At 68.8% G+C, this 24,320-nt stretch carries 22 protein-coding genes; 7 read left to right on the top strand and 15 right to left on the bottom strand.

What is annotated here, in order from left to right:
• Positions 1–4: 4 nt before the first annotated feature.
• From JOE30_RS02855 to JOE30_RS21450, 8 genes are all read right to left on the bottom strand, one after another.
• Positions 5–850: a type IV toxin-antitoxin system AbiEi family antitoxin domain-containing protein gene (locus tag JOE30_RS02855; protein ID WP_204869310.1), complete on the bottom strand. Its 846-nt coding sequence runs from the start codon at positions 848–850 to the stop codon at positions 5–7.
• Positions 851–938: 88 nt separating this feature from the next.
• The gene (locus tag JOE30_RS21600; RefSeq protein WP_204869309.1) at positions 939–1,742 is read right to left on the bottom strand and encodes a DNA-formamidopyrimidine glycosylase family protein; all 804 of its coding nucleotides are present in this window, start codon (positions 1,740–1,742) and stop codon (positions 939–941) included.
• A 1-nt stretch (position 1,743) separates the two neighbouring features.
• Positions 1,744–2,835 carry a spore photoproduct lyase family protein gene (locus JOE30_RS02845; protein ID WP_204869308.1) on the bottom strand — a complete coding sequence of 364 codons (1,092 nt, stop codon included), beginning with the start codon at positions 2,833–2,835 and terminating at the stop codon, positions 1,744–1,746.
• A 9-nt stretch (positions 2,836–2,844) separates the two neighbouring features.
• A complete protein-coding gene (locus JOE30_RS02840) occupies positions 2,845–3,879 on the bottom strand; it encodes an adenylate/guanylate cyclase domain-containing protein (protein ID WP_204869307.1) in 1,035 nt (344 codons plus the stop codon).
• Complete coding sequence (locus tag JOE30_RS02835) at positions 3,872–5,320, bottom strand: HAD-IB family hydrolase (RefSeq protein WP_204869306.1); 1,449 nt, start codon at positions 5,318–5,320, stop codon at positions 3,872–3,874. The genes JOE30_RS02840 and JOE30_RS02835 overlap by 8 nt, the downstream gene beginning before the upstream one ends.
• Positions 5,317–7,590: a glycerol-3-phosphate 1-O-acyltransferase gene (locus JOE30_RS02830; RefSeq protein ID WP_204869305.1), complete on the bottom strand. Its 2,274-nt coding sequence runs from the start codon at positions 7,588–7,590 to the stop codon at positions 5,317–5,319. The genes JOE30_RS02835 and JOE30_RS02830 overlap by 4 nt, the downstream gene beginning before the upstream one ends.
• A gap of 138 nt (positions 7,591–7,728) precedes the next feature.
• A complete protein-coding gene (locus tag JOE30_RS02825; protein ID WP_204869304.1) occupies positions 7,729–8,223 on the bottom strand; it encodes a pyridoxamine 5'-phosphate oxidase family protein in 495 nt (164 codons plus the stop codon).
• A 45-nt stretch (positions 8,224–8,268) separates the two neighbouring features.
• The gene (locus tag JOE30_RS21450) at positions 8,269–8,868 is read right to left on the bottom strand and encodes a CatB-related O-acetyltransferase (protein ID WP_204869303.1); all 600 of its coding nucleotides are present in this window, start codon (positions 8,866–8,868) and stop codon (positions 8,269–8,271) included.
• Between the two features lie 147 nt (positions 8,869–9,015).
• On the opposite strand from JOE30_RS21450, the gene JOE30_RS02815 reads away from it, so the two are divergent.
• A complete protein-coding gene (locus JOE30_RS02815) occupies positions 9,016–9,762 on the top strand; it encodes a DUF6319 family protein (protein WP_204869302.1) in 747 nt (248 codons plus the stop codon).
• 59 nt (positions 9,763–9,821) lie between these two features.
• Positions 9,822–10,493, top strand: coding sequence for a S1 family peptidase (locus tag JOE30_RS02810; protein ID WP_204869301.1), 672 nt, complete (start codon positions 9,822–9,824; stop codon positions 10,491–10,493).
• A gap of 222 nt (positions 10,494–10,715) precedes the next feature.
• On the opposite strand, the gene JOE30_RS02805 is transcribed toward JOE30_RS02810, so the two are convergent.
• The gene (locus JOE30_RS02805) at positions 10,716–11,183 is read right to left on the bottom strand and encodes a DUF6764 family protein (protein WP_204869300.1); all 468 of its coding nucleotides are present in this window, start codon (positions 11,181–11,183) and stop codon (positions 10,716–10,718) included.
• Between the two features lie 138 nt (positions 11,184–11,321).
• Positions 11,322–13,055 carry a dihydroxy-acid dehydratase gene (ilvD, locus tag JOE30_RS02800; protein ID WP_204869299.1) on the bottom strand — a complete coding sequence of 578 codons (1,734 nt, stop codon included), beginning with the start codon at positions 13,053–13,055 and terminating at the stop codon, positions 11,322–11,324.
• A gap of 231 nt (positions 13,056–13,286) precedes the next feature.
• Between ilvD and JOE30_RS02795 the strand changes: the two genes are divergently transcribed.
• Positions 13,287–13,865 (top strand): sigma-70 family RNA polymerase sigma factor, encoded by a 579-nt coding sequence (locus JOE30_RS02795; RefSeq protein WP_307806041.1) that lies wholly within the window; start codon positions 13,287–13,289, stop codon positions 13,863–13,865.
• Positions 13,866–13,868: 3 nt separating this feature from the next.
• Here JOE30_RS02795 and JOE30_RS02790 read toward each other — a convergent pair whose 3' ends face one another.
• Both JOE30_RS02790 and JOE30_RS02785 read right to left on the bottom strand, forming a co-directional pair.
• Entirely contained in the window at positions 13,869–15,296 is a 1,428-nt protein-coding gene (locus tag JOE30_RS02790) for an MFS transporter (protein ID WP_307806040.1), read from the bottom strand.
• On the bottom strand, positions 15,293–15,904 hold the full coding sequence (locus JOE30_RS02785; RefSeq protein ID WP_204869296.1) for a hypothetical protein: 612 nt from the start codon (positions 15,902–15,904) through the stop codon (positions 15,293–15,295). Before JOE30_RS02785 ends, JOE30_RS02790 begins: the two co-directional genes overlap by 4 nt.
• A 53-nt stretch (positions 15,905–15,957) precedes the next feature.
• On the opposite strand from JOE30_RS02785, the gene JOE30_RS02780 reads away from it, so the two are divergent.
• Positions 15,958–17,010, top strand: a complete 1,053-nt coding sequence (locus tag JOE30_RS02780; RefSeq protein ID WP_204869295.1) for an ATP-dependent DNA ligase — start codon at positions 15,958–15,960, stop codon at positions 17,008–17,010.
• 2 nt (positions 17,011–17,012) lie between these two features.
• Positions 17,013–18,098 carry a DNA polymerase domain-containing protein gene (locus JOE30_RS02775; protein WP_204869294.1) on the top strand — a complete coding sequence of 362 codons (1,086 nt, stop codon included), beginning with the start codon at positions 17,013–17,015 and terminating at the stop codon, positions 18,096–18,098.
• Between the two features lie 6 nt (positions 18,099–18,104).
• On the opposite strand, the gene nhaA is transcribed toward JOE30_RS02775, so the two are convergent.
• Together nhaA and JOE30_RS02765 are read right to left on the bottom strand one after the other, a co-directional pair.
• Positions 18,105–19,949 (bottom strand): Na+/H+ antiporter NhaA, encoded by a 1,845-nt coding sequence (gene nhaA, locus JOE30_RS02770; protein WP_239533294.1) that lies wholly within the window; start codon positions 19,947–19,949, stop codon positions 18,105–18,107.
• 115 nt (positions 19,950–20,064) lie between these two features.
• Positions 20,065–20,625: a Dps family protein gene (locus JOE30_RS02765; protein WP_056441116.1), complete on the bottom strand. Its 561-nt coding sequence runs from the start codon at positions 20,623–20,625 to the stop codon at positions 20,065–20,067.
• Between the two features lie 152 nt (positions 20,626–20,777).
• On the opposite strand from JOE30_RS02765, the gene JOE30_RS02760 reads away from it, so the two are divergent.
• Positions 20,778–21,788: a putative zinc-binding metallopeptidase gene (locus JOE30_RS02760; protein ID WP_204869293.1), complete on the top strand. Its 1,011-nt coding sequence runs from the start codon at positions 20,778–20,780 to the stop codon at positions 21,786–21,788.
• 11 nt (positions 21,789–21,799) lie between these two features.
• Here JOE30_RS02760 and JOE30_RS02755 read toward each other — a convergent pair whose 3' ends face one another.
• A complete protein-coding gene (locus JOE30_RS02755; RefSeq protein ID WP_307806039.1) occupies positions 21,800–23,101 on the bottom strand; it encodes an EAL domain-containing protein in 1,302 nt (433 codons plus the stop codon).
• A 219-nt stretch (positions 23,102–23,320) separates the two neighbouring features.
• Between JOE30_RS02755 and JOE30_RS02750 the strand changes: the two genes are divergently transcribed.
• Positions 23,321–24,253 (top strand): L,D-transpeptidase, encoded by a 933-nt coding sequence (locus JOE30_RS02750; RefSeq protein WP_204869291.1) that lies wholly within the window; start codon positions 23,321–23,323, stop codon positions 24,251–24,253.
• Positions 24,254–24,320: the final 67 nt, after the last annotated feature.

Here is a 24,320-nt window from a genome sequence, read left to right as displayed (position 1 = left end):
CGGATCATCCGGTGACGAAGCGTCGCACCTCGGCCGCCACCTCGTCGGGCCGTTCGACGAGGTCCCGCCAGGTGTACCGCAACACCGTCCACTCCCTGCTGAGGACGTTCTGCCGGATCCGGTCGCGGTGGAACGCGGCGCTGTCCGAGTGGAAGGCCCACCCGTCGATCTCCACGCAGACTCTGGCGTGCGGGAACGCGAAGTCGAGGACGTAGCCCGCGTACGGCAGGTTCACCCGCAGTCCGGTGATGTGTGCGGATCTCATGATCCTGCGGAACAGCCGCTCGGCCTCGGACCGGGCACCGCCCTCGGCGGCGCGTAGGAGCTGTTCCGCTCGCACGTACCCGCGACGTCCGGGGTTGCGGGCGTGCGCCCGTCGGAGATGGTCGAGGGTCATCGTCTTCTGCAGGGCGCGATCCATGACCTCGGGGCCCAGCACCGTCGACGCCTCCAGAACGGTCAGCGGCGTCCTCGTCACGAGGACACGGCGCACGATCACGACGTCGACGTTCGGAAGGTCGCGCCGCCGCAACCGGACACCCGTGATTCCGCGACCGGAGCGTGTCCGGGGCACGGTCACCTCGATCGTCTCCGGGGCCCGCGGAAGCATGCGATGCCAGTACGCGGCTGCGGGACCGGACAGCGCGCCCGCACTCGTGGACCACGCCGCGCACCGGATCCGCGCGTCGTCGGTGAACGGTCGATCGACGGCGAAGAACACTCCGCGACTCGTGCGCCGCCAGCGGCCGGTGTGGACGCGCCACTCGATGGCCTCGGGGGTGAGTCCGGCGGTGAGGGCCTGCGCGGTGGTTACCACCCCGTCCTGCTCGGCCAACAGTTTCTCGATCATCTCGCACTGGACGCGCGCTCCACTGCGGCAGTTCCGTGGATCGGATCCGGTGCAGTCGACCGTGGAGAGCACGGGCAGCTGCACCGGATCACGGCCGCTCGGGCCCCGGCTGGCAGTGCGGGCACCACCAGGTCCGCCGTCGCTCCGGATCGCCCGGTACCTCGGGGACCACGCGGACGGTGGTGCCGCATCGCAGACACGGCTTGCCCGCCCGGCCCGCCACCCAGTGCTGCCGACCGGGCCGGGTGTCTCCGGTGGTCACCTGCATGGCCCGCGGGGTCGACACCGAGTGGCGCATCGCCTTGCGAGTGAGGGCGACCAGTCGAGTGGCATCCACGTCGCAGGCCGGCACCCACGGCCCGAGACCACGCAGGAAACACAGCTCGTTCGCCCACAGATTGCCCGGCCCGGCCATGACGCGCTGGTCGAGCAGCACCGCGACGATCGGGCGCGGGTCCCGCGTGATGTTCGCCGCCGCCCGCGCGGCGTCGAAGTCGTCGTGCAGCGGATCGGGGCCGAGATACGACAGCGCCGCGTCGGCGTCGCGAGTGGCGGAGAAGTCGACCACCGGGAGCAGCAGCCCGTAGGCGGTGGGCCCGTCGCGCACGGCCAGCCGCACGCGCACGTCGGGATCCAGGCGACGGGGCAGTCGTCGGCCGGGGGCGGTGACGGTCCACGACCCCGTCATCTTCAGATGCGTGTGCAGCGTCAGGTCGCCGTCGAGATCGGTGAGCAGGTGCTTGCCGTGCGTCCGGTGCCGCAGGATCGTGCGCCCCGCGAGGTTCTCCGTCGCGTGGGCGGGGACGTTCAGCCGGCCCTCGGCCAGTTCCCGGCCGTCCAGCGCCGCCCGCAGACGAGCCGCGAGTGCGTGAACCGTGTCCCCCTCCGGCACGTCAGGTCCAGTACAGGAGCTGCGCCGCGGGGAGGACGTTGCGCAGTTCCTCGCTGAACCACCTCTTCATCTCCGCCATGGTGTCCTTCGGATAGACGTACTTGACGCCCCCGAACTTCGACCGCTTGGCCGAGCGCGCGTCCTCGTCCATCTCGAGCTTCGTGGCCGGGTACCAGCTCAGCAGCACGTCCTTGCTCGACGGAGTGAACCGGTGCGTGATGATCTCGGCGGTGAGGTCGACGTCCGGGACGTCGGTCAGCGCCGCGGCGATGTCGGCGAGGAGCTCGCCGTACTGCTCGCGCCAGCCGGGCACGGGCATGATCGGAGCGATGGTCACGCCCACCGGGTACCCCGCCTGTGCGAGCGCACGCAGCGCCGCGATGCGCGCGGGCATCCGAGCCGTGCCGCCCTCGAAACGGTTGCCGATGTCGCGGGCGTTGACCGACAGTCGTACCCGGGTACGCCCGCCGTGGTCGAGGCCGACCAACTCGGTGACGTCGTCGAACTTGGTGGTGAAGCGGAGCGAGGCGCCGGGTCCGAACTCGCCGGCGCCGACCCGCGAGATGGCGGCGGCCAGTGATCCGGTGACGTGCTCGATACCGAGAGGGTCGGTGTAGCAGGACATCTCGAAGGTGGTGCCCTCGTGTCCACGCTCGGCGGTGCCGCTGGTGATGGTGCCGCGGCCGACATGCGTCGCGATCGGGGCCAGGACGTCGTCCAGATTGGCGTACACCCGAGTGACAGGTGGGCCCGACAGCGAGCCGGCGAGGTAGCAGTACTGGCAGTGCGCCGGGCAGCCCTTCGCCAGGTCGATGCGCCAGTCGGCGCTGGGTGGGATGGGTTGCGGTTTCAGTGCACTGGGCGGAGCGACCACGACCGCGAGCGTCGACTTCGCCCGCGCGTAGGTCTCCCGCTCGGACTCGCCGCGCAACCCCGTGAGGCGATCCGCCGGGAGAACGTCGATCTCCGACACACCCGCGGCCACACACCGCCGCACGATCTCGGCGGTGTGTGGCAGTTCGGCGGCCGACTTGGTGATCATCACCCGCCGGGGTGTCCACAGGCGGGTCGGAGTGAGCAGTGCATCCGTCATCACCTCACGTCAACGCTCGGTGTCGCGCGATCCTTCCCGCTGGTGATCGCGATTGCGGCGCAGCGCGTAGGTGCGCAGCTTGCTGAAACCGCGCACTCGCAGGGGCCGGAGCGATTTGAGGTAGAACTCGTCCTCGCCCGACAGCGCGTCGGCCGTCTCGCTGTCCACCAGCACCGTGCCGGGGTGCGCGTTGCTGGTCAGGCGGGCGGCCATGTTGACCACGGACCCGTAGAGGTCGCCGAAGCGGGCGAGCACCGGCCCCACGGCGATGCCGACGCGCAGCGCGGGAACGTCGTCCCGATCGGCGAAGGCGTCGTGCAGCTCGAGGGCGATCCGCGCCGCGTCCCGCGGGTCGGTGGTCTGGAACATCACCTCGTCGCCCACGTTCTTCACCACCGATCCGTGGCCGCGGGCGATGATCGTCGTGGCCACCGACTCGAACTCCTCGAGCAGCGAGGTCAGCTCGGAGACATCGAGTCGACGGGTGAGCGAGGTGTAGCCGACCATGTCCGCGAAGCCGACCGCGAGCACCGTGTCGTTCTCCCCGCTCGACTCGACGGACAGTGCGCGCCCGGCGACCGCGGCGAGATGGCGGCGCCACACGTAGTTCTGCAGTTTCTCCATGGTGGGCACCGTGTCCGCGGCGGTGACCCGGGACTCCGATCGAATGGCGTCCGGATCGGCGGCGTCGGCAGCGATGCGCGAGCGGATGTAGGAGTTGACGACGCCCACCTGCCATTCGGCCAGCCGTGACATCGACTGCCCCAGCGTCCGTGCGACCGCCACCTCCATCGACTTCTCGACGACGTTCTCGTCGACGAGTGTCGTGAGCAGGCGCAGCGCCTCGATGTCGGCGTCGGTGAACATGACGGCGTCCGGATCCGGGCTGACCGGAAAGCCCATGGCGATCCACAGTTGTTGCGCCCGTTCCAGATCCACGTTCGCCAGCTCCGCGACCTGATCGCGGGTGTACGTGGGTTCCTCTCCCAGCAGAGTCTGTTCGACCTCGTTCTGCCGGAAGGTGGGCCGGCTTTCGTCAGGCATGGTCGAGGGTTCGCTCGTAGACCGCCCGGACCTCCGCGATGTGCTCGTCCAGTGTCTCCGCCGTCCAGTCCGTCGTCGGGATCGGTTCTCCCACAGTGACGGTGACGGTGCCGGAGTGCGCGGTGAACGAGGACTTCCACATCACGTCTCCCGCTCCCTGGAGGATCAGCGGAACCACCGGGACCCCGGCCGCCATGGCCAGATGGAAGCCGCCCTTCTTGAAGCGCCCCAACCGTTCCGTCGGCATGCGGGTGCCCTCCGGGGCCACGGCCACCGACACGCCGCTGTGGAGCTTGTCGATCGCAGGCTTCATCGCTTCGCGCGCAGCGGCATTGTTCGATCGGTCGACGTAGGCCACGTCGAAGAGTGCCCCGAGGGGGGCGAACCGGGGGTCGCGGCTCAGTTCCTTCTTCGCGACGGCCGTGATGTCACGACGCAGGACACGGGCGACGACGATCATGTCCATCGTGGACTGGTGGTTGAACAGGAACACCGCCGGTCGGTGGCTCCAGGCGTTCTCCTCGTTCACCACGTTCACCGTGATGCCGGTGAGGGCCAGCGCGACCTCCGGTGCGACGGCGTTGGTGACGTTGGCGCCCACTCGGCGGCTGCCACTGAGCACACCGAGGGTCGCACCCAGTCCGGCACTCGCGAGGACCGAGCCGAGGGCGGCGACGCTGCGCACGGTGGACGTCAGATCGGCTCCGCGCGTGGGCTTGCGGAGCTGGACACGGGACCAGCCGCGGTCCCGCGCGGTGCGGTCGAGTTCGGGATTCGGGTTGAGCGCGACGGGACGACCGACGGTCTCGAGCATCGGGACGTCCTCGATGCCGTTGGAGTAGCCGAAACACAGTGAGGTGTCGACACCCTCGGCCTTGGCCCAGTCCTCGATTCCCTCGGCCTTGCGCGGACCCCACAGCGACCGGCCGTCGAGGAGGCCGGTGAGGACGCCGTCCGGACCGATCTCGGGGTGCGTGCAGATCAGATCGTCGAAGCGGAGGTCCTCGACCACGGGCTGAGCCTGGTACGGAGTCGCGGACGTCGACATCACGACGCGGTGACCGGCCCGGCGATGCGCGGCGACGAGGGTGCGGACCTGGGGGAAGATCTGCGAGGCGATCTCGGAGCGGAAGAGCCGCTGCGCCTGCTCCATCAACTCGTCGTGCGTCTTGCCGGCCAGCGCGTGCACGGCCTTGTCCATCAGGTTGTCGACGGTGGTCCCGCGCACCCGCATCTCCACGACGGCGCTGCTGATCTCCCACAGTTCGAACAGGTCGACGTCGAAGCGGCGAAGACGTTCCTTGAACACGGCGGTCGCGGAGTAGCCGTCGATCACGGTGCCGTCGAAATCGAAGAACGCCACCACGTCCGGACCCTCCGGAGCCTGTGCGACGTCGTCGAGCAGATCCTGGAACGTGTGTGCTGGGTGAGTGCTGGTCACCGGTGTCCTCCGGAAGCGTTGTCTGGCCGATCGGGTGCGTCCGCACCGTCGACGGAGTCGAGGGCCACGTGCACCATCGTGCGGATGCGTCTGCTCACACGCCCCCACGCCGCGATGTCCGCAGCGAAAGCCGCACGGCGGGAAGCGATGTCGTCGTCCTCGGTGGACAGGAGGCCACGATTGTCAGCCAACTGCAGGGCGGTGTCGAAGAGCTCGTTCGAGATGGCCTCGCTGTGCTCGAGTTGCTGCCGGAGTCGCCGCGACTGCGCGACGCCCAGGCAGTCGTCGAGGAACGACACCTTGTCGAACTTCGCACCCGGTGTGAGGGTGAGCAGCTGGTCGGCCACAACCTGATACGCCTCGAAGATGGGCTGCAGCACCCGGTGCGCCAGATGAAAAGGCTGCGACTGCAACGACTTCAGTGCGTATCCGGGCTGATCGAGACCGGTGCGCCAGTGTGGATCGATGAGATCGACCTCGGCCTCGAGGCGCTCCCCGAACTCGCGCTTCTCGCCGAAGAAGAACTCGAACTTCAGCATGTCCCGCAGTTCCAGCGCAGACTTCCACAGATCGTCGGCGGCCACCTCGCCCGTGGGGCAGTCCTCGGTGCGCAACACGACCAACTCGCCGATCGCCCGCATCACGAAGAAGTGAATGGCGTTGTTGCGGAAGAACGACGCGACGAGATGCTTGTCCTGCGCGAGCAGGAACAACGGCTCCGGGCCGTCGTCGAAACGCCGCACCACACCGGCCGCGACCTGTGCGCGCACCGCAGCCGTCATGACGTCGATGTCGGTCAGATCCACCCCACCCGCCGTCGGCAGACCACGCTGCTGGATGTACGACGCCAACGGCTCGATGATCGACCACATCTCACGCTTGTTCAGCGCGCGGTCCTCGATACCGAGCATCGCCATCGCCACCAGCGCCGCCGGGGTCACAGGAGTGGACTCGTTGATGGCGTGCGACACCGCCAGCGCCGCACGCTGCACCGCGACCCGCTTGTCGTCGTACTCGTCGAGGAACTGCCGTGCCGACATCGGAGTCCCGAACCGCAGGTAGACGGTTCCGCGTAACTGGCCCTGGGCGCGGACGTACCCGATGGCCATCCGGATTCCCTCGGCCTGCTTCGTCGCACCGTGCGACTCCTTGGCCATCTCGCCGACCTCGTGCAACCGGTCGTAGGTGATGGACGTCGGGACGAGGTACGCGTCGGCCGCCGTGCTGTTCTCGAGTGCGTCGAAGAGGTAGGTGAGCAGGCCGAAGCGCGGAGGCCGAAGCTTCCCGGTGCGGGACCTACCGCCCTCGATGTACCACTCGAGGTTGAACTTCTTGCTCAACAGGAAGCTCATGTACTGGCGCAGGGTCCACTTGTAGACCGCGTCGGAGAACTTGCGCTGGATCAACACCACACCGCTGCGCTTCGCGAGCGGGCCGATGGGCCAGAACCCGACGTTGATGCCGCCCATGACGTGATTGAGCGGAAAGCCCTGCTCGAGCAGGGCGGGGCGCAGAACCAGCGGGTCGAGGTAGGAGCGGTGGTTCGGCAGGAAGACCAGGGGGAACGACTTGTCGAGATCGCGTAGCTCGGCGATCTTCTCGGTGTCCACCTCGACGCGGTAGGCCCGCGAGAAGAAGGCGCCCAGCTTGCCCCAGAGTTCGACGGCGCCCTTGTTCTCGGTCGCCACCATCTCGTCGAGTATCTCGTGGACCCGAGCGTTGACCGCCGACACCGGGGTGTCCACCGATGCCGCCAACTCCGCCAGATCGGCGCGGAACTGCGAGCGCTCCGTCATCTCCTCGACGACGAAGCGCGGCACCTTGTACTCGCTGCCGATGACCTCGCGCTCGGCCTTGTCCAACGTGAGGCTGGCCTGCCGCGCGATGTACGACGACAGGGAGCGGCCGGCCGTCGCCTCGAACCGCTCCCGCAGAGCCGACAACGAGGCGGGTTCACCCTCGATGATGCGCGGCTCACCGCGGCGTGCCCGGCCCACCCGGAGACCGAATCCCTTACGCGGAGCCTTGGTCCAGCTCACCCGCAACGGAGTGATGAGTGGATCGGCGCCGCCGGCCCGTTCGGTGAGTTCGTCGAGGGCCTTGCCCGTCATGACGACCGACTCGGGTCGACCGTCACCGTGGTGCCGGTCGATCCAGTCGTCGGCCGCGTGGACGTCGACGTCGGAGACCGCGTCGATGAGGAACACCTGATCGTCGGCGGACGAGGATCTCCCCGTCAGCGGATGCTCGGTCGAATCCAGTTGAGACATGTCCGCTCGCCTTCCCCCTCCGGTGCGCCACCGGTGGTGGGCCGTGCACGTGATGGTCCGCAACGCTACGCCCGGGACAGGTACCCCGGTGCCACTTTCACGAGCCGCCCCGGCCGCGGAACCGAAGTGGTGCATCCGTCACGACATGTCGACCTTCTCGTTGTCACCCACGTCCGGCTTGTCGCCCGTGATGCGCGACTTGGCGTACGCGATGAGTGTCGAGACCTTGGACCCCGGCGCCGACCAGAACTCGGCTCCTTCCGACTCCACCCGGATGAGGACGACCTCGTCGGACTCGGGACCGTTCTCGAACCACGCGGCGACGCCCTGGCTCCAGAGGTCCTTCTTCTTCGCGTCGTCCAGCACCACGCTCGCACGCCCCGACAGCGAGACCCACGACGTGCCCGACTGGAACGAGACGTTGACCGACGGATCGGAGCGGATGTCGGCGACCTTCCGCGAGTCGTTCGCCGCGAAGAACCACAGATCGCCGTCGAACTCGGTCTCCTGCAGTGCCATCGGCCGGGCCTTGAGGTGCCCGTCGGTGCCGTGGGTGGTGAACATGCAGAGCTTCGCGTCGGACAGCAGGTCGGCGACGCGGGCGGTGCCTTCGGTTCTCTCGTCAGTAGTCATGGGGCACGGCTACCCGCGGTGGCGGCGGCGCAACCGGAAGACGGGTCAGGAGACGTCGTACTTCGCGACGAACCCGTCGAGATCCGAGCTCTGCAGATCCGCGGCACGGGCGAGGACGTCGCTGTGCGGCCAGTCCCACCACGCGATCCTCTGCAGTGCGCGGGTCGTCTCCTCGCTCGCGCGTCGTCGGATCGGCTTCGCGGGGACACCGCCCACCACGGTGTAGGGCGGCACGTCCTTCACGACGACCGCCCGTGCGGCGATGACCGCGCCGTCCCCGACCGTCACGCCCGACATGATCATGGCGCCGAGGCCCACCCACACGTCGTGGCCGATGCTGACGTCCCCCTTGGTGCGCGGTTCCGCGCGCAGGGTGCGGCCCGCCGGCGGGAAGACGTCGGTGAACGGGTAGGTGCTCACCGCATCGGCATCGTGCTCTCCGCCGAGCAGGATCACGGACCCGTGTGCGAAGGAGCAGTACTTGCCGACGGTCAAGCGGCCGCCGTCCGCCCAGCCGACCACGGGCTTGCCGTAGGTCCAGTCGCCGATCTCGTGCCTGCGGTAGCGCCGCAGCCGATTGGTGAGCGGGATGCGCCGATTGCGTCGTACTCGATCTCGTGCCGGTGACGGAAAGGGCAGTCTCATCCGATCGAGGCTAGGTGGCGGGCCGCGGTGCGTCGAACGGTGTCGGTGGGTCGTGCAAAACTTCCTTCGCGTCCGTTCTGCCCCACCTGGGGACTCGCCGATCTCCGGTCACGACCCCGTTCCACTCACGACGAGAGGCACCCGATCATGAGCGCTCCCGCCCGGCGCCGCGCCCCCCGACCCGGCGAGGCGCTGTCCGCCGAGGACCTCGCGACTCTCGAGGCGGGGCTCGCGGCCGGTCGTCGCGTCACCGTCTACCTCCGGGAGGCGACGCCGTCACTCGGCCTCGAAGCGGGCGCCTCGGCGCGGGTGATCTCGGTCGACGGCACCACGGTGACGGTGAGCCCCAAGGGTATCGACGACCAGCTGCCGTACGAGGCGGACGAGTTGCGTCTGAGCAAGGACGCGCCACAGCCCGCGCGCAAGGCCACCAAGGTCGCTCCGCGCACGGCGGCGGCGCGCCCGACCACCCGTCCCGCCGTCGTCCCACCCGTCGAGGCCCCGCGATCGGAGACCCCCGTGCCTGAGAAATCAGCACCCGAGAAGTCGGTGGCCACGCCGGTTCTCGCTCCGGAGACGTCGGTGAAGCCCACGGCCCGGCCGGCGCGGCGCACGAAGGCGCAGCCCGCACCGGTGTCGGTGACCGTGACGTCGGGGCCAGACGATCAGTGGACCGTCACCGTGTCTCACGGTGCGAAGAAGCTGGCCAAGCCGTCCGACGTGACGGCGGACCGGGTCCTCCGAGCGATCCGCGAACTGGGCGACGACGTGGCCTCGGCTGCCGTCGAGGACAAGATCGAGGCGGCTCGGGCTGCCGCGGTCGAGCGGGTCGAGGCGTTGAGTCGGGAGCTCGACGAGGCACGTCGCGCGCTCGATCGACTGAAGAACGAGTAGAAGCGTCGCGTTCCGGGTCTCGCGTATTGCTACGGTGTGCGTGACCTCGGAGGGGATACATGCTCAAGAAACTCGTGCTCGTTGCCACCACAGCGCTGGCGCTCGCCGGCGGGATCGGCGCCGGAACCGCGTCGGCCGCACCCGTCGCCGTGCTCGGTGGCGGATCCGGAGTGCTCGTCGCAGACAGCACCGGCAAGGGCAAGTTCGACTGCACACTGACCACCATCGGCAACGACGCCGCCGGTCGACTCGTCGGCATCACCGCAGGTCACTGCGGCGTTCCCGGTGATCTGATCGGTGCCGAGTACCTGCCCGACGCGGGCGCCGTCGGCCGCATCGTGAGCTCGGTCCCCGGCCTCGACTACGCCGTCATCGAGTTCGATCGGGGCCGCGTCGCACCGACCAACCGCGTCGGCAACGTGACCATCACGGGCGTGGGGGCGCCCTCGACCTTCCCCGGCATCATGTGCAAGGAGGGCCGCACCACCGGCAACACGTGCGGCATCACCTACGGGGAGCTCTTCCAGAACGACCGCACCTACACGCAGATCTGCGTCCAGCAGGGTGACTCGGGCGGCCCCGTCGTCGCCGGCACCACGTTGGTGGGCATGGTCAACGCGTACCTGGGCATCCCGTGCATCGGTCCCGAGGTGGGCACCAACATCCAGACGGTGCTCGACGACATCAACCGCGGTGGCGGCGTCGGTACCGGGTTCACCGTCACGGGCTGATCGCCGAACGACACAGCCACACGACGAAGGCCGTGACTCCCGAGAGGGGGTCACGGCCTTCGTCGTGTCGGCGTCACCCGCTACGCCTTCGCGAGTACGTCGATGATGTCGCGGGAACGACTCCGTCGACGACAGTTTCGACGTACTCGCGGAGGCTGGGTGAGGCTGAGTGGAACTGGGTGAGGCTGAGTGGAACTGGGTGAGGCTGGGTGGAGCGGTGGATCAGTTGACGCGCAGGCACGCCTTCAGCGTGGTGAGGTCGCCGGCGAAGCCGGGGCCGTCGCAGGTGACGCCGCCGAGGGAGTCGACCGTGACGGTCGAACCCGGTGCCGCGATGGCGATGGACAGACCCGGGTTGAGGCCGAGTGCCTCGGCGACGGAACCTGGTCCGAACGCGATGGCGGCCGGCGCTGCGTAGCCGACGGCCGAGCTGCTGGCGATGCCACCGTTGAGACCGAGCGCCAGGGCGAGGGCGTTGCGGCTGGCGTCGGCGGACGCGTCACCGTAGGCGGCAGCGGCGCTGGAGGCGTCGCTGGTCGCCGAGCACAGACCATCGGCGGGCACGGCGTCCGCACCGAACGGTGCCTGGCATGCCGTGACCGGTGCAGCCGAGGCGGTGGCGGGCAGGAATGCGGCGACACCGAGTGCAACGGTGAACGCTCCGGCGATGGTTCTCTTGACGACTGACATGACGTGGGTTGCCCTCTCCCGAAAACGATCGACGGCAACGATCGTTGCCGCGTCTTGTCCTCGAAGAATGCCCCCGCCGGGTATCAGCCAACGCCGTCGATGGTCACGGTCAGGTCACGGTCTTGTCACCGCATGGTCTCAGCTGCAGACGGCGCCCTGCGACGCGGATCCCACGAGCTTGGAGTACTTGGCCAGCACACCACGGGTGTAGCGGGGCGGAAGCGGTGCCCACTCCGCCTTGCGCGACTCGAGCTCTGCGTCCTCGACCAGCAGGTCGAGCGTTCCGTTCGCGACGTCCAGTCGGATGCGGTCGCCGTCGCGGACGAACGCGATGGGCCCGCCATCGACGGCCTCGGGAGCGATGTGCCCGACACACAGGCCCGTCGTGCCACCCGAGAACCGACCGTCGGTCATCAGCAGGACGTCCTTGCCGAGGCCCGCGCCCTTGATGGCTCCGGTGATCGCCAGCATCTCGCGCATGCCCGGGCCACCCTTGGGGCCCTCGTACCGGATGACGACGACGTCGCCGGACGTGATGGTGCCATCCTCGAGGGCGTCCATCGCGGCGCGCTCCCGCTCGAAGACGCGGGCGGTGCCCTCGAAGACGTCGGAGTCGAAGCCTGCCGACTTCACGACAGCGCCGCCGGGAGCCAGCGAGCCCTTCAGGATCGTGATGCCGCCGGTCGGGTGGATCGGCTCCGTCATCGCGCGCAGCACCAGACCGTCGGGATCCGGCGGGGCGATGTCGGCGAGGTTCTCCGCCACCGTCTTGCCGGTGACCGTGAGGCAGTCGCCGTGCAGCAGGCCGGCGTCGAGCAGGGCCTTCATGACGACGGGAACGCCGCCGATGCGGTCGACGTCGGTCATGACGTGGCGGCCGAACGGCTTCACGTCGGCGAGGTGCGGCACCTTGGCGCCGACGCGGACGAAATCGTCGAGGGTGAGGTCGACACCGGCCTCGTACGCGATCGCGAGCAGATGCAGCACGGCGTTCGTGGAACCGCCGAAGGCCATGACGACGGCGATGGCGTTCTCGAACGCCTCTTTGGTCATGATGTCGCGCGTGGTGATGCCGCGACGCAGCAGTTCGACGACGGCCTCGCCGCTGGCGCGAGCGAATCCGTCGCGACGCTTGTCGGGAGCGGGTGGGGCGGCGCTGCCGGGGAGCGACATGCCCATGGCCTCGGCCGCGCTGGCCATCGTGTTGGCGGTGTACATGCCGCCGCAGGCACCCTCGCCGGGGCAGATGGCGCGTTCGATGGTGTCGACGTCCTCGCGCGACATCAGGCCGCGCGAGCAGGCGCCGACGGCCTCGAACGCGTCGATGATGGTGACCTGGTGCTCGCTGCCGTCCGAGAGCGTGGCGAAACCGGGAAGAGTGGAGCCCGCGTAGAGGAAGACACTCGCGAGGTCGAGGCGTGCGGCCGCCATGAGCATTCCGGGCAGCGACTTGTCGCAGCCGGCCAGCAGCACGGAGCCGTCGAGGCGCTCGGCGCTGATCACGGTCTCGACCGAGTCGGCGATGACCTCGCGGGAGACCAGCGAGAAGTGCATGCCCTCGTGGCCCATGGAGATGCCGTCGGACACGGAGATGGTGCCGAACTCGAGGGGGTAGCCGCCGCCCGTGTGCACGCCCTCCTTGACCGCCTTCGCGAGGCGATCGAGCGAGAGGTTGCACGGGGTGATCTCGTTCCACGACGACGCGACGCCGATCTGGGACTTGCCCCAGTCCGCGTCGCCCATGCCGACCGCGCGCAGCATGCCGCGCGCTGCGGTCTTCTCGAGACCGTCGGTGACGTCGCGGCTGCGGGGCTTGACGTCGGCCGTGTCGGCGCTGGTGGAGGTGGTGGTGTCTGCGGGGGTGCTGCTCATGGCAAAAACCCTAGACCGCACCGGAATCACCGGTCATCGGGCACCGCACTCGACCTCGACCACCGTGACCTATCCGTTATCAACCAGTGACCCGATCGCGACACTCGCGATGCGCTACCGCGTGGTAGCGCTGGCATCGTCATGCCTATCGAGAGCACGTCCCGCGTTCGACGGATCGAGGTGAAGACCGTGAATACACTTGTTGTACAGCCGCTTACGGATGATTCGGCGGTGTCTCCCGCACCTCGACCCGCGACGCGTTCGACGGCGGAACTGTCGGCTCTGCTCCAGGCCGTCGGCCGTGGCGACCGAGAGGCGTTCGCCCGGTTCTACGACGCCACGTCCTCCCGCGTCTACGGAGCTGTGCTCCGGGTGCTCCGCGATCGTGGATTCTCCGAGGAGTGCGTTCAGGACGTCTACCTCGAGGTGTGGCAGAAGGCCCCCACGTTCTCGCCCGAACAGGGGTCGCCGGCGGCGTGGTTGGTGACCATGGCGCACCGGCGAGCCATCGACCGCGTGCGGTCTGAGCAGTCGCGGACCGACCGCGAGTCGAAGTACGCGATGCTCGACGCCGCCGTGGGGATCCACGACACGTCGGACCGCTTTCTCGACCGCCGTCCGGTGCTCGACGCGATGCAGGAACTGAGCGGCCGACAGCGGGAATGCCTGTTCATGGCGTTCTTCGAAGGTCTCACGTACGCGGAGGCCGCCGATCGGATGGGTGTGCCGGTGTCGACGATGAAGTCGCGTATCCGCAGCGCACTCGCGAAGATGCGCGTCGATCCACGCGTGGCCTGCCTGGCGGAGTGACCGTCAGCGGCCGTCCGTGACGGGCGGCCCGGAGACGTCGCAGTGCATCGGCGCGCGGCCCGCCGGGCGAGGTGTGCGGATCGAGACGGCGGCGAGTGCCCCGGCGAGCGCCAGCATGGCCGCGCAGATGAGCATCGCGGCGCGGAATCCCGACGAGAACTGTGCGGGATCCAACTGCCCGGAGATGCCCACGATGCCGGGGATCGCGGCGACCGAGAGCAGTTGAGCCGTGCGCGCGACCGCGTTGTTCACGGCGGACGCGGTACCCGCGTGCGATGCCGGTGCCGCGCCGATGACGGCCGCGGTGAGTGGCGCCACGAGCAGGGAGAGCCCCACGCCGAAGACGACGACGGCCGGCAGCACCGCACCGAGGTAGGTCGATCCCGGCCCGATGCGGATCATGAGCACCAGTCCGGCCGCGGCCACCAGTGGTGCCACCGTCATGGGCAGTCGAGGTCCGATGCGGCCGGCCAGCGCGCCGGCGCGCGCCGACAGCAGGAGGAGCGCCGCGGTGATCGGCAGTGTCGCCGTGCCGGCCGCGAGGGCCGAGTACCCCAGAGCCACCTGCAGTTGCAGCAGCAACAGGAAGAACACTCCGCCGAGCGCCGCGTAGGCCGCGAAGGTCACGACGTTCGCCGCGACGAAGACCCTGGACGAGAAAAGCGTGGGCGGCACCAGAGGGTGAGCCGTCCGGCGCTCGACGACGACGAACACGGCCATGCCGACCAGGCCGATCGCGATGATCGGCCACCGTCCGTCGATCGCGCCGTAGGTCAGTGCTGCGAGAGCGAGGGCGACGACGGCCGCTCCGGGGAGGTCGAGTCGGCCGGAGGCCTCGGGGTCCTGTGACTCCGGCACGTGACGCAGCGCGACGACGACGACCGCTACGGCGAGCGGCACGTTGAGCAGGAAGATGGACCGCCACCCGGCGATCTCCACGAGCCAACCGCCCAGCAGCGGGCCCACCGCGGACCCGATGCCACCGAAGCCCGACCACAGGCCGATGGCCGCACCCCGATCCTTCGGGTCGATCGACGCCGACAGGATCGCCAGCGAGCCCGGTGTGACGAGAGCGGCGCCGATGCCCTGCACGACACGAGCGACCACGAGGAACTCGACGTTCGGCGCGAGACCGCACGCGACCGACGCGACCGCGAACCAGATCGTGCCCAGGACGAAGATGCGCCGCCGTCCGACACGGTCGCCGAGCGAGCCGCCCAGCAGCACGAACGCGGCGAGCGTGAGGGTGTAGCCGGTGACCGTCCACTGCAGCCCGCTGACGTCGGCGCCCAGTTCGGTCCCGATGTCGGGGAGGGCGATGGTGACCACGGTTCCGTCGAGCAGCGACAGTGTCGATCCCAGCACCGTGGCCAGCACGATCCACCGGCCGCGCGCCGACGACAGGGGGACCGTCGCGGCGGGCGGGGTCACTGCTCGTCGAGACAGACGACGAAGGCGCGCTCGTCGTAGACGTAGCTGCTCGACGAGGGGCATTCCGACGCGTCGGTCGTGCCCTGCAGGACGTCGACGACTCGGACCCCGTCGATCATCGGAGCATCACAGTCGGAGCGCTCCGGGTCAGGAGTGCCCAGATCCATGCAGCCGCCGACCACGAAGTCGATGTCGAGGCACAGCGCGCCCTGCTCGACACCCGCGAGCGTCTCGTAATACGTCTGGTCGACGTCTCCGGGGCAGAAGTCGGTGGAGACCTCGGCCGACACCACGCGGTAGTTCGATTCGGGAGACCCGCACGCGGCCTCCTCGATGGTGGCCTCGTCGACCGTGCCGCCGAGGCGCACGCAGTCACCCGCCTGTGCGTCGATCGAGACGTCGCCACCGGTGCCGGACGGAGTGGTGGGGACCGGCGGGAGGATCGAATCGTTCGGCAACTCGGGCACCTCGGACGCGGGCACGGAGCCCTGCTGAGCGACGGGGGTACCGGTGACCGTCGACGAGCACCCTGCCAGCAGGGCGACCGCTGTCAGCACGAGGAGAACGGCCGGAGCGCGCCGCGTTCCCGGTCGCCGAGAAATCGTCATGGACGACACTGTAAGCCCGTAGCGCCGTTTGTCCGACGTGTAAGTATTGAGCGGTGGACCTCCCCGTTTCACCTCCGTTGCAGCCCATGCTCGCCAAGGCCTCCAAGACGGTCCCCGACCAGCCCGACTCGGGGGATCCGGCGTGGTCCTACGAGCCCAAGTGGGACGGCTTCCGCACGATCGTCTTCCGCGACGGAGACGAGGTGGTGCTCGGCTCACGTGGCGGCAAGGACCTGGCCCGGTACTTCCCGGAGATGGTCGACGCCGTGCGCGAGGAACTGCCCGAACGATGCGTCGTCGACGGCGAGCTCGTGGTCGCCCTCGAGACCGACGGATCGTGGCGGCTCGACTGGGACTCGCTGTCCGAGCGGATCCACCCCGCCGACAGTCGCGTGCGCATGCTGGCCGAGAAGACTCCCGCGCAGTTCATCGGTTTCGATCTCCTGGCTCTCGGTGACGAGGACCTGACCGGTCTTCCCTTCGCCGAGAGGCGCGCCCGCCTGGAGACGATCCTCGACACGGGCCGGACCGAGCCGCGCTGCCACGTGACGCGGGTGACCGCGGACGCCGCTCTGGCCACCGACTGGTTCGACCGGTTCGAGGGCGCCGGCCTGGACGGGGTCGTGGCCAAGCGGCTCGACGGCGTGTACGTGCCGAACAAGCGCGAGATGATCAAGGTCAAGCACGCCCGCACGGCCGACTGCGTCCTCATCGGGTACCGCATTCACAAGAGCGGCAACGGTATCGGGTCGATGCTGCTGGGTCTCTACAACGGCGACCAGCTCCAGATGATCGGCGGCGCGTCCGCGTTCACGGACGCGAAGCGGTTGTCCTACCTCGAGGAACTGGAACCGTTGCGGCTCGGTGACGACATCGTCTCCGACGGCGAGCAGACCCGCTGGCGCTCCGGCATGGACCGTACGTGGATCCCGGTGCGTCCCGAGCGGGTTCTCGAGGTGGCCTACGACCAGATGGAGAAGTCGAGGCTGCGCCATGCCGCGCGCTTCGTCCGCTGGCGCCCGGACCGAGACCCGCTGAGCTGCACGTACGACCAGCTCGACGTGCCCTCGGACTACGACGTCTCCGACATCCTCGAGAGGTCCTGACCGTGGCCGCGAAGTCGACGCCCGTGATGCTGCAGGTCGGCAAGCGTGAGGTGAAGGTCTCGAGTCCGGACCGCATCATCTACGAGGCCACGGACCGCACGCCGGACATCACCAAACTGCAGGTGTGCGAGTACTTCTCGGCGGTGGGCGAGCCGCTGATGCGCGCCCTGGGGGACCGTCCCACCGCGATGGAGCGCTGGCCCGACGGGTATCGCGACGGGATGCGCCTGGCCACCGGTCCGCAGGACAAGGGTGGCGACGGCTTCTATCAGAAGCGATTGCCGAGGGGTGCACCCGATTTCGTCGAGACCGTCGAGATCACGTTCCCGAGCCGGAGGCGCGCGGAGGAACTGTGTCCCACGGAACCGGCGTCGCTGGTGTGGGCCGCCCAGATGGGCACCCTGACCTTCCACCCGTGGCCGGTCCGTCGGCCCGAGGTCGACCGGCCCGACGAGCTGCGCATCGACATCGACCCCCAACCGGGCACCTCGTTCACCGATGCCCGCCGTGTCGCTCTGGTGACGCGAGAACTGTTGGAGGAGCTCGGTCTTCGTGGCTACCCGAAGACCAGTGGCAACCGCGGCATCCACGTGTACGTGCGGATCCGGCCGGAGTGGACGTTCGAGGACGTGCGTCACGCCGCGATCGGCCTGGGCCGTGAACTCGAACGCCGCGACGACGGCGTGACGACGGCCTGGTGGAAGGAGGAGCGCGGTGCGCGCCTCTTCATCGACTACAACCAGAACAACAGGGACCGCACCATTGCGAGTGCGTGGAGTCTGCGGGCGCGTCCCGGCGCCCCGGTGTCGACGCCGATGACCTGGGAGCGGCTCGCCGAGACCAGCGACCCCCACGAGTACTCCCTGGTCACCGTCCCCGACTACCTGCAGGACGGCGATCCCTGGGCATCGATGGACGACGAGGCGTACTCGTTGGCTCCGCTGCTCGATCTGTGGGAGACGCTGCCCGGCGGCGAACTCAACTTCCCTCCGGACTACCCCAAGATGCCCGGCGAGCCGCCCCGCGTCCAGCCGTCGAAGAAGGTGGCCGCTCACTGGGACGAGGACGGCAATCGGGCGCAGGAGTAGTCGACGTCAGTCGGCGACCGGCCGGCGGGCTGCTGCGCGCATGGCCTCGAGCTCGCGGATGATGGTCGCGGCGTCGTGCGGGCCGCTGTGGCGCTGCGGAACCCGGCCCTCGACGCCGAGGTAGAACGTCGGTGTCCCCGGTAGCTCGCTGGTGAGCGCGTCGAGTTCGTCGTCCTCGACGCGGGTGACGAAGTCGCCGGTGCGGAGATCGTCCTCGAAGCGATCCATGTCGAGTCCGAGGTCCGCGGCGTAGCGGTCGATGTCGTCGCGCTCGAGGGCGTCGCTGTGCAGGAACAGCATGTCGTGCATCTCCCAGAACTTGCCCTGTGCCGCAGCGGCTTCCGACGCCTCGGACGCGTACCGGGCATGCGGGTGGTAGTCGTCGAGAGGGTAGTGGCGGAAGATGTAGCGCACCTGGTCGCCGAAGTGTTCCCGCACCTCGCGCGTGCTTCCGGTCGCCTTGCTGCAGAACGGGCACTCGAAATCGCCGTACTCGACGATGGTGAGCGGCGCGCCCACCGGCCCGCGGATGTGGTCCCGCTTCGGGCTCACGCGGCGGAGGAGGTCCAGTGACGGTTCCGCGGGCGGCGGCGCGAATCGGTTACCGAGCGAGAACACCAGCCAGCCGAGCAGCGCGGCGATCACGGAGGCACTGAGCACGCCGACGCGGGCCTGGTCCGCGAGCGCCGGGTCGTCCAGTGCGAGATCGACGATGAACAGCGAGATGGTGAATCCCACGCCGGAGAGCGCGGCGCCGCCCGCGATCTGCGGGAAGGTGAGCCCCGGCGTCATGGATCCCGGACGGAGCTTCGCGAACACCGCGCTCGCCGTCGTGATGCCGACGAACTTGCCGAGCACCAGGCCGACGACGATGCCCCAGGTCAGCGAGGATGTGGCGGCGGCGCGCAGCGTCTCCGAGCTCAGGACCACACCCGCGTTCGCGAGGGCGAAGATCGGCACGATGATGAAGGCCGTGTACGGCTGGTGGAGCCGCATCAGCCGCTCGTTCACCGAGACTGCGCGCTCGAGTCCGAGTCGCGCGGCGCGGGCGTACTCCGGATTGGGGGACTGCCGGAACGCGCGAGTCAACGCGGCGGCATGTTCCACCTCGCGCCGCCGCGGCGGGTAGACGGGCAGGATCAGCGCGATCATGACGCCCGCGAGAGTGGGGTGGACGCCGGACTCGTACATGGCGACCCAGGTGACCACCGAGACGAGTCCGTAGCCGGCGCCGCGCCACACCCGCAGGCCGCGCAGCGACGCGATCAGAGCGAGGCCCGCCACTGACACGAGCAGCGGCCCGATCCGTAGTTCGTCGGTGTAGAACACAGCGATGATGGCGAGGGCACCGACGTCGTCGGCGACGGCGAGGGTCAGCAGGAAGATCCGCAGACGCACGGCTCTGGCTGGTCCGACGACCGCCAGCAGCCCGACCACGAACGCGGTGTCGGTCGAGATCACGACTCCCCATGCCGCGGCCTCGGGCCCGGTGGGATTGAGGAGAAGGAACAATGCCGCGGGCAGTGCGAGCCCGGCGATCGCCGCCACGATGGGTACGGCGGCGCGAGAACGGTCGCGAAGCTCGCCCATGGCGAACTCCCGCTTCACCTCGAGCCCGACGACGAAGAAGAACAGAGCCATCAGGCCGTCGTTGACCCAGTGCTGCAGGTCGAGTTCGATGCCCTGATCACCCAGCGTGATCGACAGCGGGGTGTGCCAGAACGACTGATAGGTCTCACCCCACGGCGAGTTGGCCCAGATCAGCGCGACCACGGTGGCGACGAGGAGGAACGCCGCAGCGACGGTCTCGCTGCTGTCTCCCCGACGCGCATCCGCGATCTTGTCGACCAGGCCTCTGAACCGCGTTCGATGCGCGGTGATCGACTCCGTCACCGCCCGAAACTACACGCAGCGCCGCACCCCTCGCGGGGTGCGGCGCTGTGAGCTGTGCGGTGGAGACGGAGTGTCAGCTCGCGTCGCGTGCCGCTTCCTTCTCGGAACCGGCGCCGGCCGTCGAGAGCTGGCCGCCCGCGTTCTCGAGGTGCGCACGCACGAACCAGTGGAACAGCTCGAGCTGGCCGCTGTGCCCGATGAGCAGGTCCTCGGTGACGGGGTCGACCTTGCCGACCTCCTCGATCGCCGCGCGGTAATCCGAGATCACGCCGGTGTAGACGAGGTCGAGGGCGCCGAGGTGCTCGATGGCCGGCGCTCGGCCGATGCTGTAGTCGTCCCACTTGCGCTGGGAGACGATGGTGCCGGGGGTGCCGAGTGCGGACGAGCCCAGCGTCGCGATGCGCTCCGCGACGTCGTCGGCGAAGCCGCGCACGGCCTCGACCTGGGGATCCAGCATCTCGTGAACGGAGATGAAGTTGGGTCCGACGACGTTCCAGTGCACGTGCTTGAGCGTCAGATGCAGGTCGTTCAGGGCGTTGAGGCGGTCCTGGAGAACCTCCGCCACATGGGCGCCGTCGGCGACGTCCATGCCGGGAACGGTGTACGAGGCCGTCTTCTGCGTCGTGTCAGTCATGCACCGTGGATTCACCGTCGGCCCCTCGTTCAAACCCCCCGGCGTCGCAGGTCACACCGGCTCGGGGGCAGGGTCTCGGTGTGGTCCGGCGCGACTCCGCATCTGCGTAGGCTGAGCGTCGTAGCGTTGTCGAGAAGGGTGTTCCACGAGTCATGCGAGTCTTCTTCTGCCGCAAGTGCGGTCAACAGCTGTCGTTCGAGAACTCCATCTGTCTGAGCTGTGACAGCAGGCTGGGATTCCACCTGCCGAGTCGCAGCATGCAGGTGCTCGACGACGATCTGTCCGTGGTCGTGGACGGCACCACTTGGCGACGCTGCGCCAACATCAAGTTGGCGCAGTGCAACTGGTTGGTGGACGCGACGGACGGTGACACGCTGTGCCTGTCCTGCGCCCTCACCCGCACGCGGCCCGCCGACTCCGACCAGGAGGCCATCGCCGAGTTCGCGTCCGCGGAGACGGCGAAGCGCCGGGTGGTGCTCGAGCTGGACGAGTTGCACCTGCCGATCATCGGGCGGGACGAGAACCCCGAGGGCGGTCTGGCGTTCGACCTGCTCTCGAGCGCCAACCGCAACGTCATCACCGGCCATGCCAACGGGCTGATCACGCTGGACCTCGCCGAGAGCGACGACGTGCACCGCGAGCAGCTCCGGGTGTCCATGGACGAGCCCTATCGCACGCTCGTCGGCCACTTCCGGCACGAGATCGGCCACTTCTATCAGATGGTGCTGATCGGCAGCGGTGATCATCGCGAGCGGTTCGAAGAGCTCTTCGGCAACCCGGACGACGACTACCAGGCGGCACTGGATCGGCACTACAGCGAGGGTGCACCGGACGGCTGGAAGAAGAACTACGTGTCGTCCTACGCGACGATGCATCCGGCCGAGGACTGGGCGGAGACGTTCGCCCACTACCTGCACATCCGAGACACCCTGGACACCGCCGCGGCCTACGCCTTCGCGCCCGCCGGATCCACCTTCGACGCGCCCCTGGCCGGCGACGTCGGCTTCAGCCGGATCATCGACTGGTGGCTCCCACTCACGTGGTCACTCAACCAGCTGAACAGGTCCATGGGACACCAGGACCTCTACCCCTTCGTCCTGCCAGCGAAGGTGCTGGAGAAGATGCGGTTCGTCCACTCCGTCATCGTCCCCGACGAGGTCTGAGCAGGCGCTCTCTACCAGGAACCGCTTCGTTCGGGAGGCAGCCGGGCGATGAGGGACCGCGCGCACTCGATGGTCAGCGTCGTGTCGTGCGACAGCACGTAGTCGTACCGACGTTCCATGTCGGGGCCGGTGTCACCGAGGTCGCGGGCCGCGAGCACCGCGGAGAAGTGGGGCGTCAGCACCACGACGTCCCATTCCTCGCGCAACGCGTCCGATGCGGCGAGGTTCGCGCCGCGGATCTTCGGGGCGGGCTCGGTGCCGATGTTCTCCGCGAGCGCGCCGACCAGCGTCGCGTTCATGGCCATCAGTTCCCACCGTCGTCCGGTGATGGGCGTGAAGTGCTTGACGTGCTGGAACGCTCCGAGCATCAGCGCGGTCTGCTGGCTGTCGGTCGCCATCGCCTCGAGGTTCTTGCTGATCTCGATGAGCAGACGCTTGCTCGCGCGACGCACGTCGCGACCGCCGGCGGCCAGGTTGTACGGCGTCGACATCGGGGTGAAGCCGCGATCGCGCGCGATCTCGAACTCCAGGGGTGAGCCCACGGGACTGTCGACGGAGAGATCGGTGGTCGATCCGTAGAGAGAGCCCTCGCCGACGCGCGCTCCCATGGCCTGCGCCGTGAGTGCTGCTCGCGGGGTGTCGATGCCCTCGGCCATGACCACGGCGCCGGTGCGCTCCACCTGGGCCGCGACAGCGTTGACCACGCGGGCCGTGAAGCGGTTGGGGCGCGTGGCCAGGAGGGTCCGGTCCAGCTTGATCACGTCCGGCTCGAGCAGCGGGAGCAGAGCGAGGGACTCGGGCCGTACTCCCACGTGGTCGACGGCGATGGCCCAGCCGAGTCGCCGGACCTCGGCGACCACCTGCATCAGGTGCGCCGGTCGTCGAATCAGCGCGGTCTCGTCGAACTGCAGCACCGCGCCGCCCATGTCGTGGTCCCGAAGGTCGGGCAGTTCCGTGAGGGAATCGGGATCGACCGCGATGAACAGGGGCAGTTCACGAGGGAGATCGGCACGCGCGGCCTCGCCGAGCGCTCCGTTCCACCGTGCGGCGTCGAGGTCGGGTGTCATGCCCATCGACTTAGCGGCGGACGCGAGCGACACGGGGTCGGCGAACGACGAGTCGGCGGGACCCCGAACGACCGCCTCGTACCCGACGATGGCGTCGGTCTGCAGATCGATGATGCGCTGGAAGGACGTGCGGAGGCTCTCGGGACCGAGCAGATCGCTGAGTCCGCCCCCGTCCCGGTCGCCGGAGAACAGCACGGGACGGGCCGGCCTGCTTCCGGCTGTGTTGGTTCGGTCGTCGATCACCACGGCGTGTGCCCTTCCGTCATGTCGGCACGTTCGCGAGGAACGTGCTCGACCCTCGACTGCCGCCGTGGTTTGACAGGAGTCATACGTCATCCCGGCGCGGCGCACTCAGCGCCCTCGCGGGTGTCTCACCACATTACCCGACTGGCGATCGCGACCACCCGTATGTGTTAATTGCGGTGCGATCAGGTAAGGCAACTTCGCTAGGGATGGTTCACAAGCATGGGTGCTCGACGTTCGGCTCGTTTCCTCGCTCGTTCGGCTGCAGGCGTCCTCGCCGCGGCCGCCGTCACCGTCGGAGTGGCCGTGCCCGCCTCCGCGGCACCGCTGTGGCCCGGTGGCCCGGACATCTCACTCCCGCCGATCCCCGGCATCACCGCCCCCGCGCCCGGTGTGCCGACACCGCCGGTCGCCCCGCCCGCACCCGTCGAGGCGCCGCGTGGTCCCGCGAACTTCTCCGCTCCCGCGCTGAACCCGTCCGCGGGCGAGGTCGTCGGTGTCGCGCAGCCGATCATCGTCCGGTTCGCCGCCCCGATCGACGACCGCGCGGTCGCCGAGCGAGCGATCGACGTGACCACCTCCGCCGGTGACGTCGCCGGCCGCTTCTTCTGGTTCTCCGACAGTCAGGTCCGCTGGCGACCCGACGTCTTCTGGCCGGCGAACACGACCGTGACGGTGACCGCGGGAGACGCGTCGTCCACCTTCACCGTCGGCGATGCGATCGTCACGACGGCCGACGACGACACCAAGACCATCACGGTGACGCGCAACGGCGAGGTGGTGCGCACCATGCCCACCTCGATGGGCAAGGTCGGCCACGAGACGCCCAACGGCACCTACATCGTCGGCGAGCGCTTCCGCGACATGTACATGGACTCGTCCACCTACGGCGTGCCGGTCGATGCGCCCGAGGGCTACCGGACCTACGTGGAGTACGCCACCCGGATGTCGAACAGCGGCATCTTCGTCCACGCCGCGCCGTGGTCGGTGGACAGCCAGGGTGTCGAGAACGTCAGCCACGGCTGCCTCAACGTCAGTACCGAGGACGCGAAATGGTTCTTCGAGACGGCTCAGAAGGGTGATCCCGTGGTGGTGCAGAACACCGACGGCGGCATTCTGAACGGTCGCGACGGACTCGGCGACTGGCAACTCTGAACGATCACATCTCGGACCGATACTGATCGGTCCATGTTCACCATTCGTTCGCTTTACCTAGGCTAAT

Origin of the sequence: Rhodococcus sp. PvP016 (genome assembly GCF_017832185.1) — a bacterium.
In the GTDB taxonomy this organism is placed as follows: domain Bacteria; phylum Actinomycetota; class Actinomycetes; order Mycobacteriales; family Mycobacteriaceae; genus Rhodococcoides.
Note: the sequence above shows the minus strand (reverse complement) of the source record. Positions and strands in the feature narration are given on the sequence as shown.

Excerpts from the sequence above, each read along its gene's own strand:
- JOE30_RS02830 (WP_204869305.1), bottom strand. The coding sequence starts at position 7,590 with ATGTCTCAACTGGATTCGACCGAGCATCCGCTGACGGGGAGATCCTCG.
- JOE30_RS02825 (WP_204869304.1), bottom strand. The coding sequence starts at position 8,223 with ATGACTACTGACGAGAGAACCGAAGGCACCGCCCGCGTCGCCGACCTG.
- JOE30_RS02785 (WP_204869296.1), bottom strand. The coding sequence starts at position 15,904 with ATGACGATTTCTCGGCGACCGGGAACGCGGCGCGCTCCGGCCGTTCTC.
- JOE30_RS02805 (WP_204869300.1), bottom strand. The coding sequence starts at position 11,183 with ATGTCAGTCGTCAAGAGAACCATCGCCGGAGCGTTCACCGTTGCACTC.
- JOE30_RS02815 (WP_204869302.1), top strand. The coding sequence starts at position 9,016 with ATGAGCGCTCCCGCCCGGCGCCGCGCCCCCCGACCCGGCGAGGCGCTG.
- JOE30_RS02765 (WP_056441116.1), bottom strand. The coding sequence starts at position 20,625 with ATGACTGACACGACGCAGAAGACGGCCTCGTACACCGTTCCCGGCATG.
- JOE30_RS02750 (WP_204869291.1), top strand. The coding sequence starts at position 23,321 with ATGGGTGCTCGACGTTCGGCTCGTTTCCTCGCTCGTTCGGCTGCAGGC.
- ilvD (WP_204869299.1), bottom strand. The coding sequence starts at position 13,055 with ATGAGCAGCACCCCCGCAGACACCACCACCTCCACCAGCGCCGACACG.
- JOE30_RS21450 (WP_204869303.1), bottom strand. The coding sequence starts at position 8,868 with ATGAGACTGCCCTTTCCGTCACCGGCACGAGATCGAGTACGACGCAAT.
- JOE30_RS02855 (WP_204869310.1), bottom strand. The coding sequence starts at position 850 with ATGATCGAGAAACTGTTGGCCGAGCAGGACGGGGTGGTAACCACCGCG.
- JOE30_RS02760 (WP_204869293.1), top strand. The coding sequence starts at position 20,778 with ATGCGAGTCTTCTTCTGCCGCAAGTGCGGTCAACAGCTGTCGTTCGAG.
- JOE30_RS02810 (WP_204869301.1), top strand. The coding sequence starts at position 9,822 with ATGCTCAAGAAACTCGTGCTCGTTGCCACCACAGCGCTGGCGCTCGCC.
- JOE30_RS02840 (WP_204869307.1), bottom strand. The coding sequence starts at position 3,879 with ATGCCTGACGAAAGCCGGCCCACCTTCCGGCAGAACGAGGTCGAACAG.
- JOE30_RS02845 (WP_204869308.1), bottom strand. The coding sequence starts at position 2,835 with ATGACGGATGCACTGCTCACTCCGACCCGCCTGTGGACACCCCGGCGG.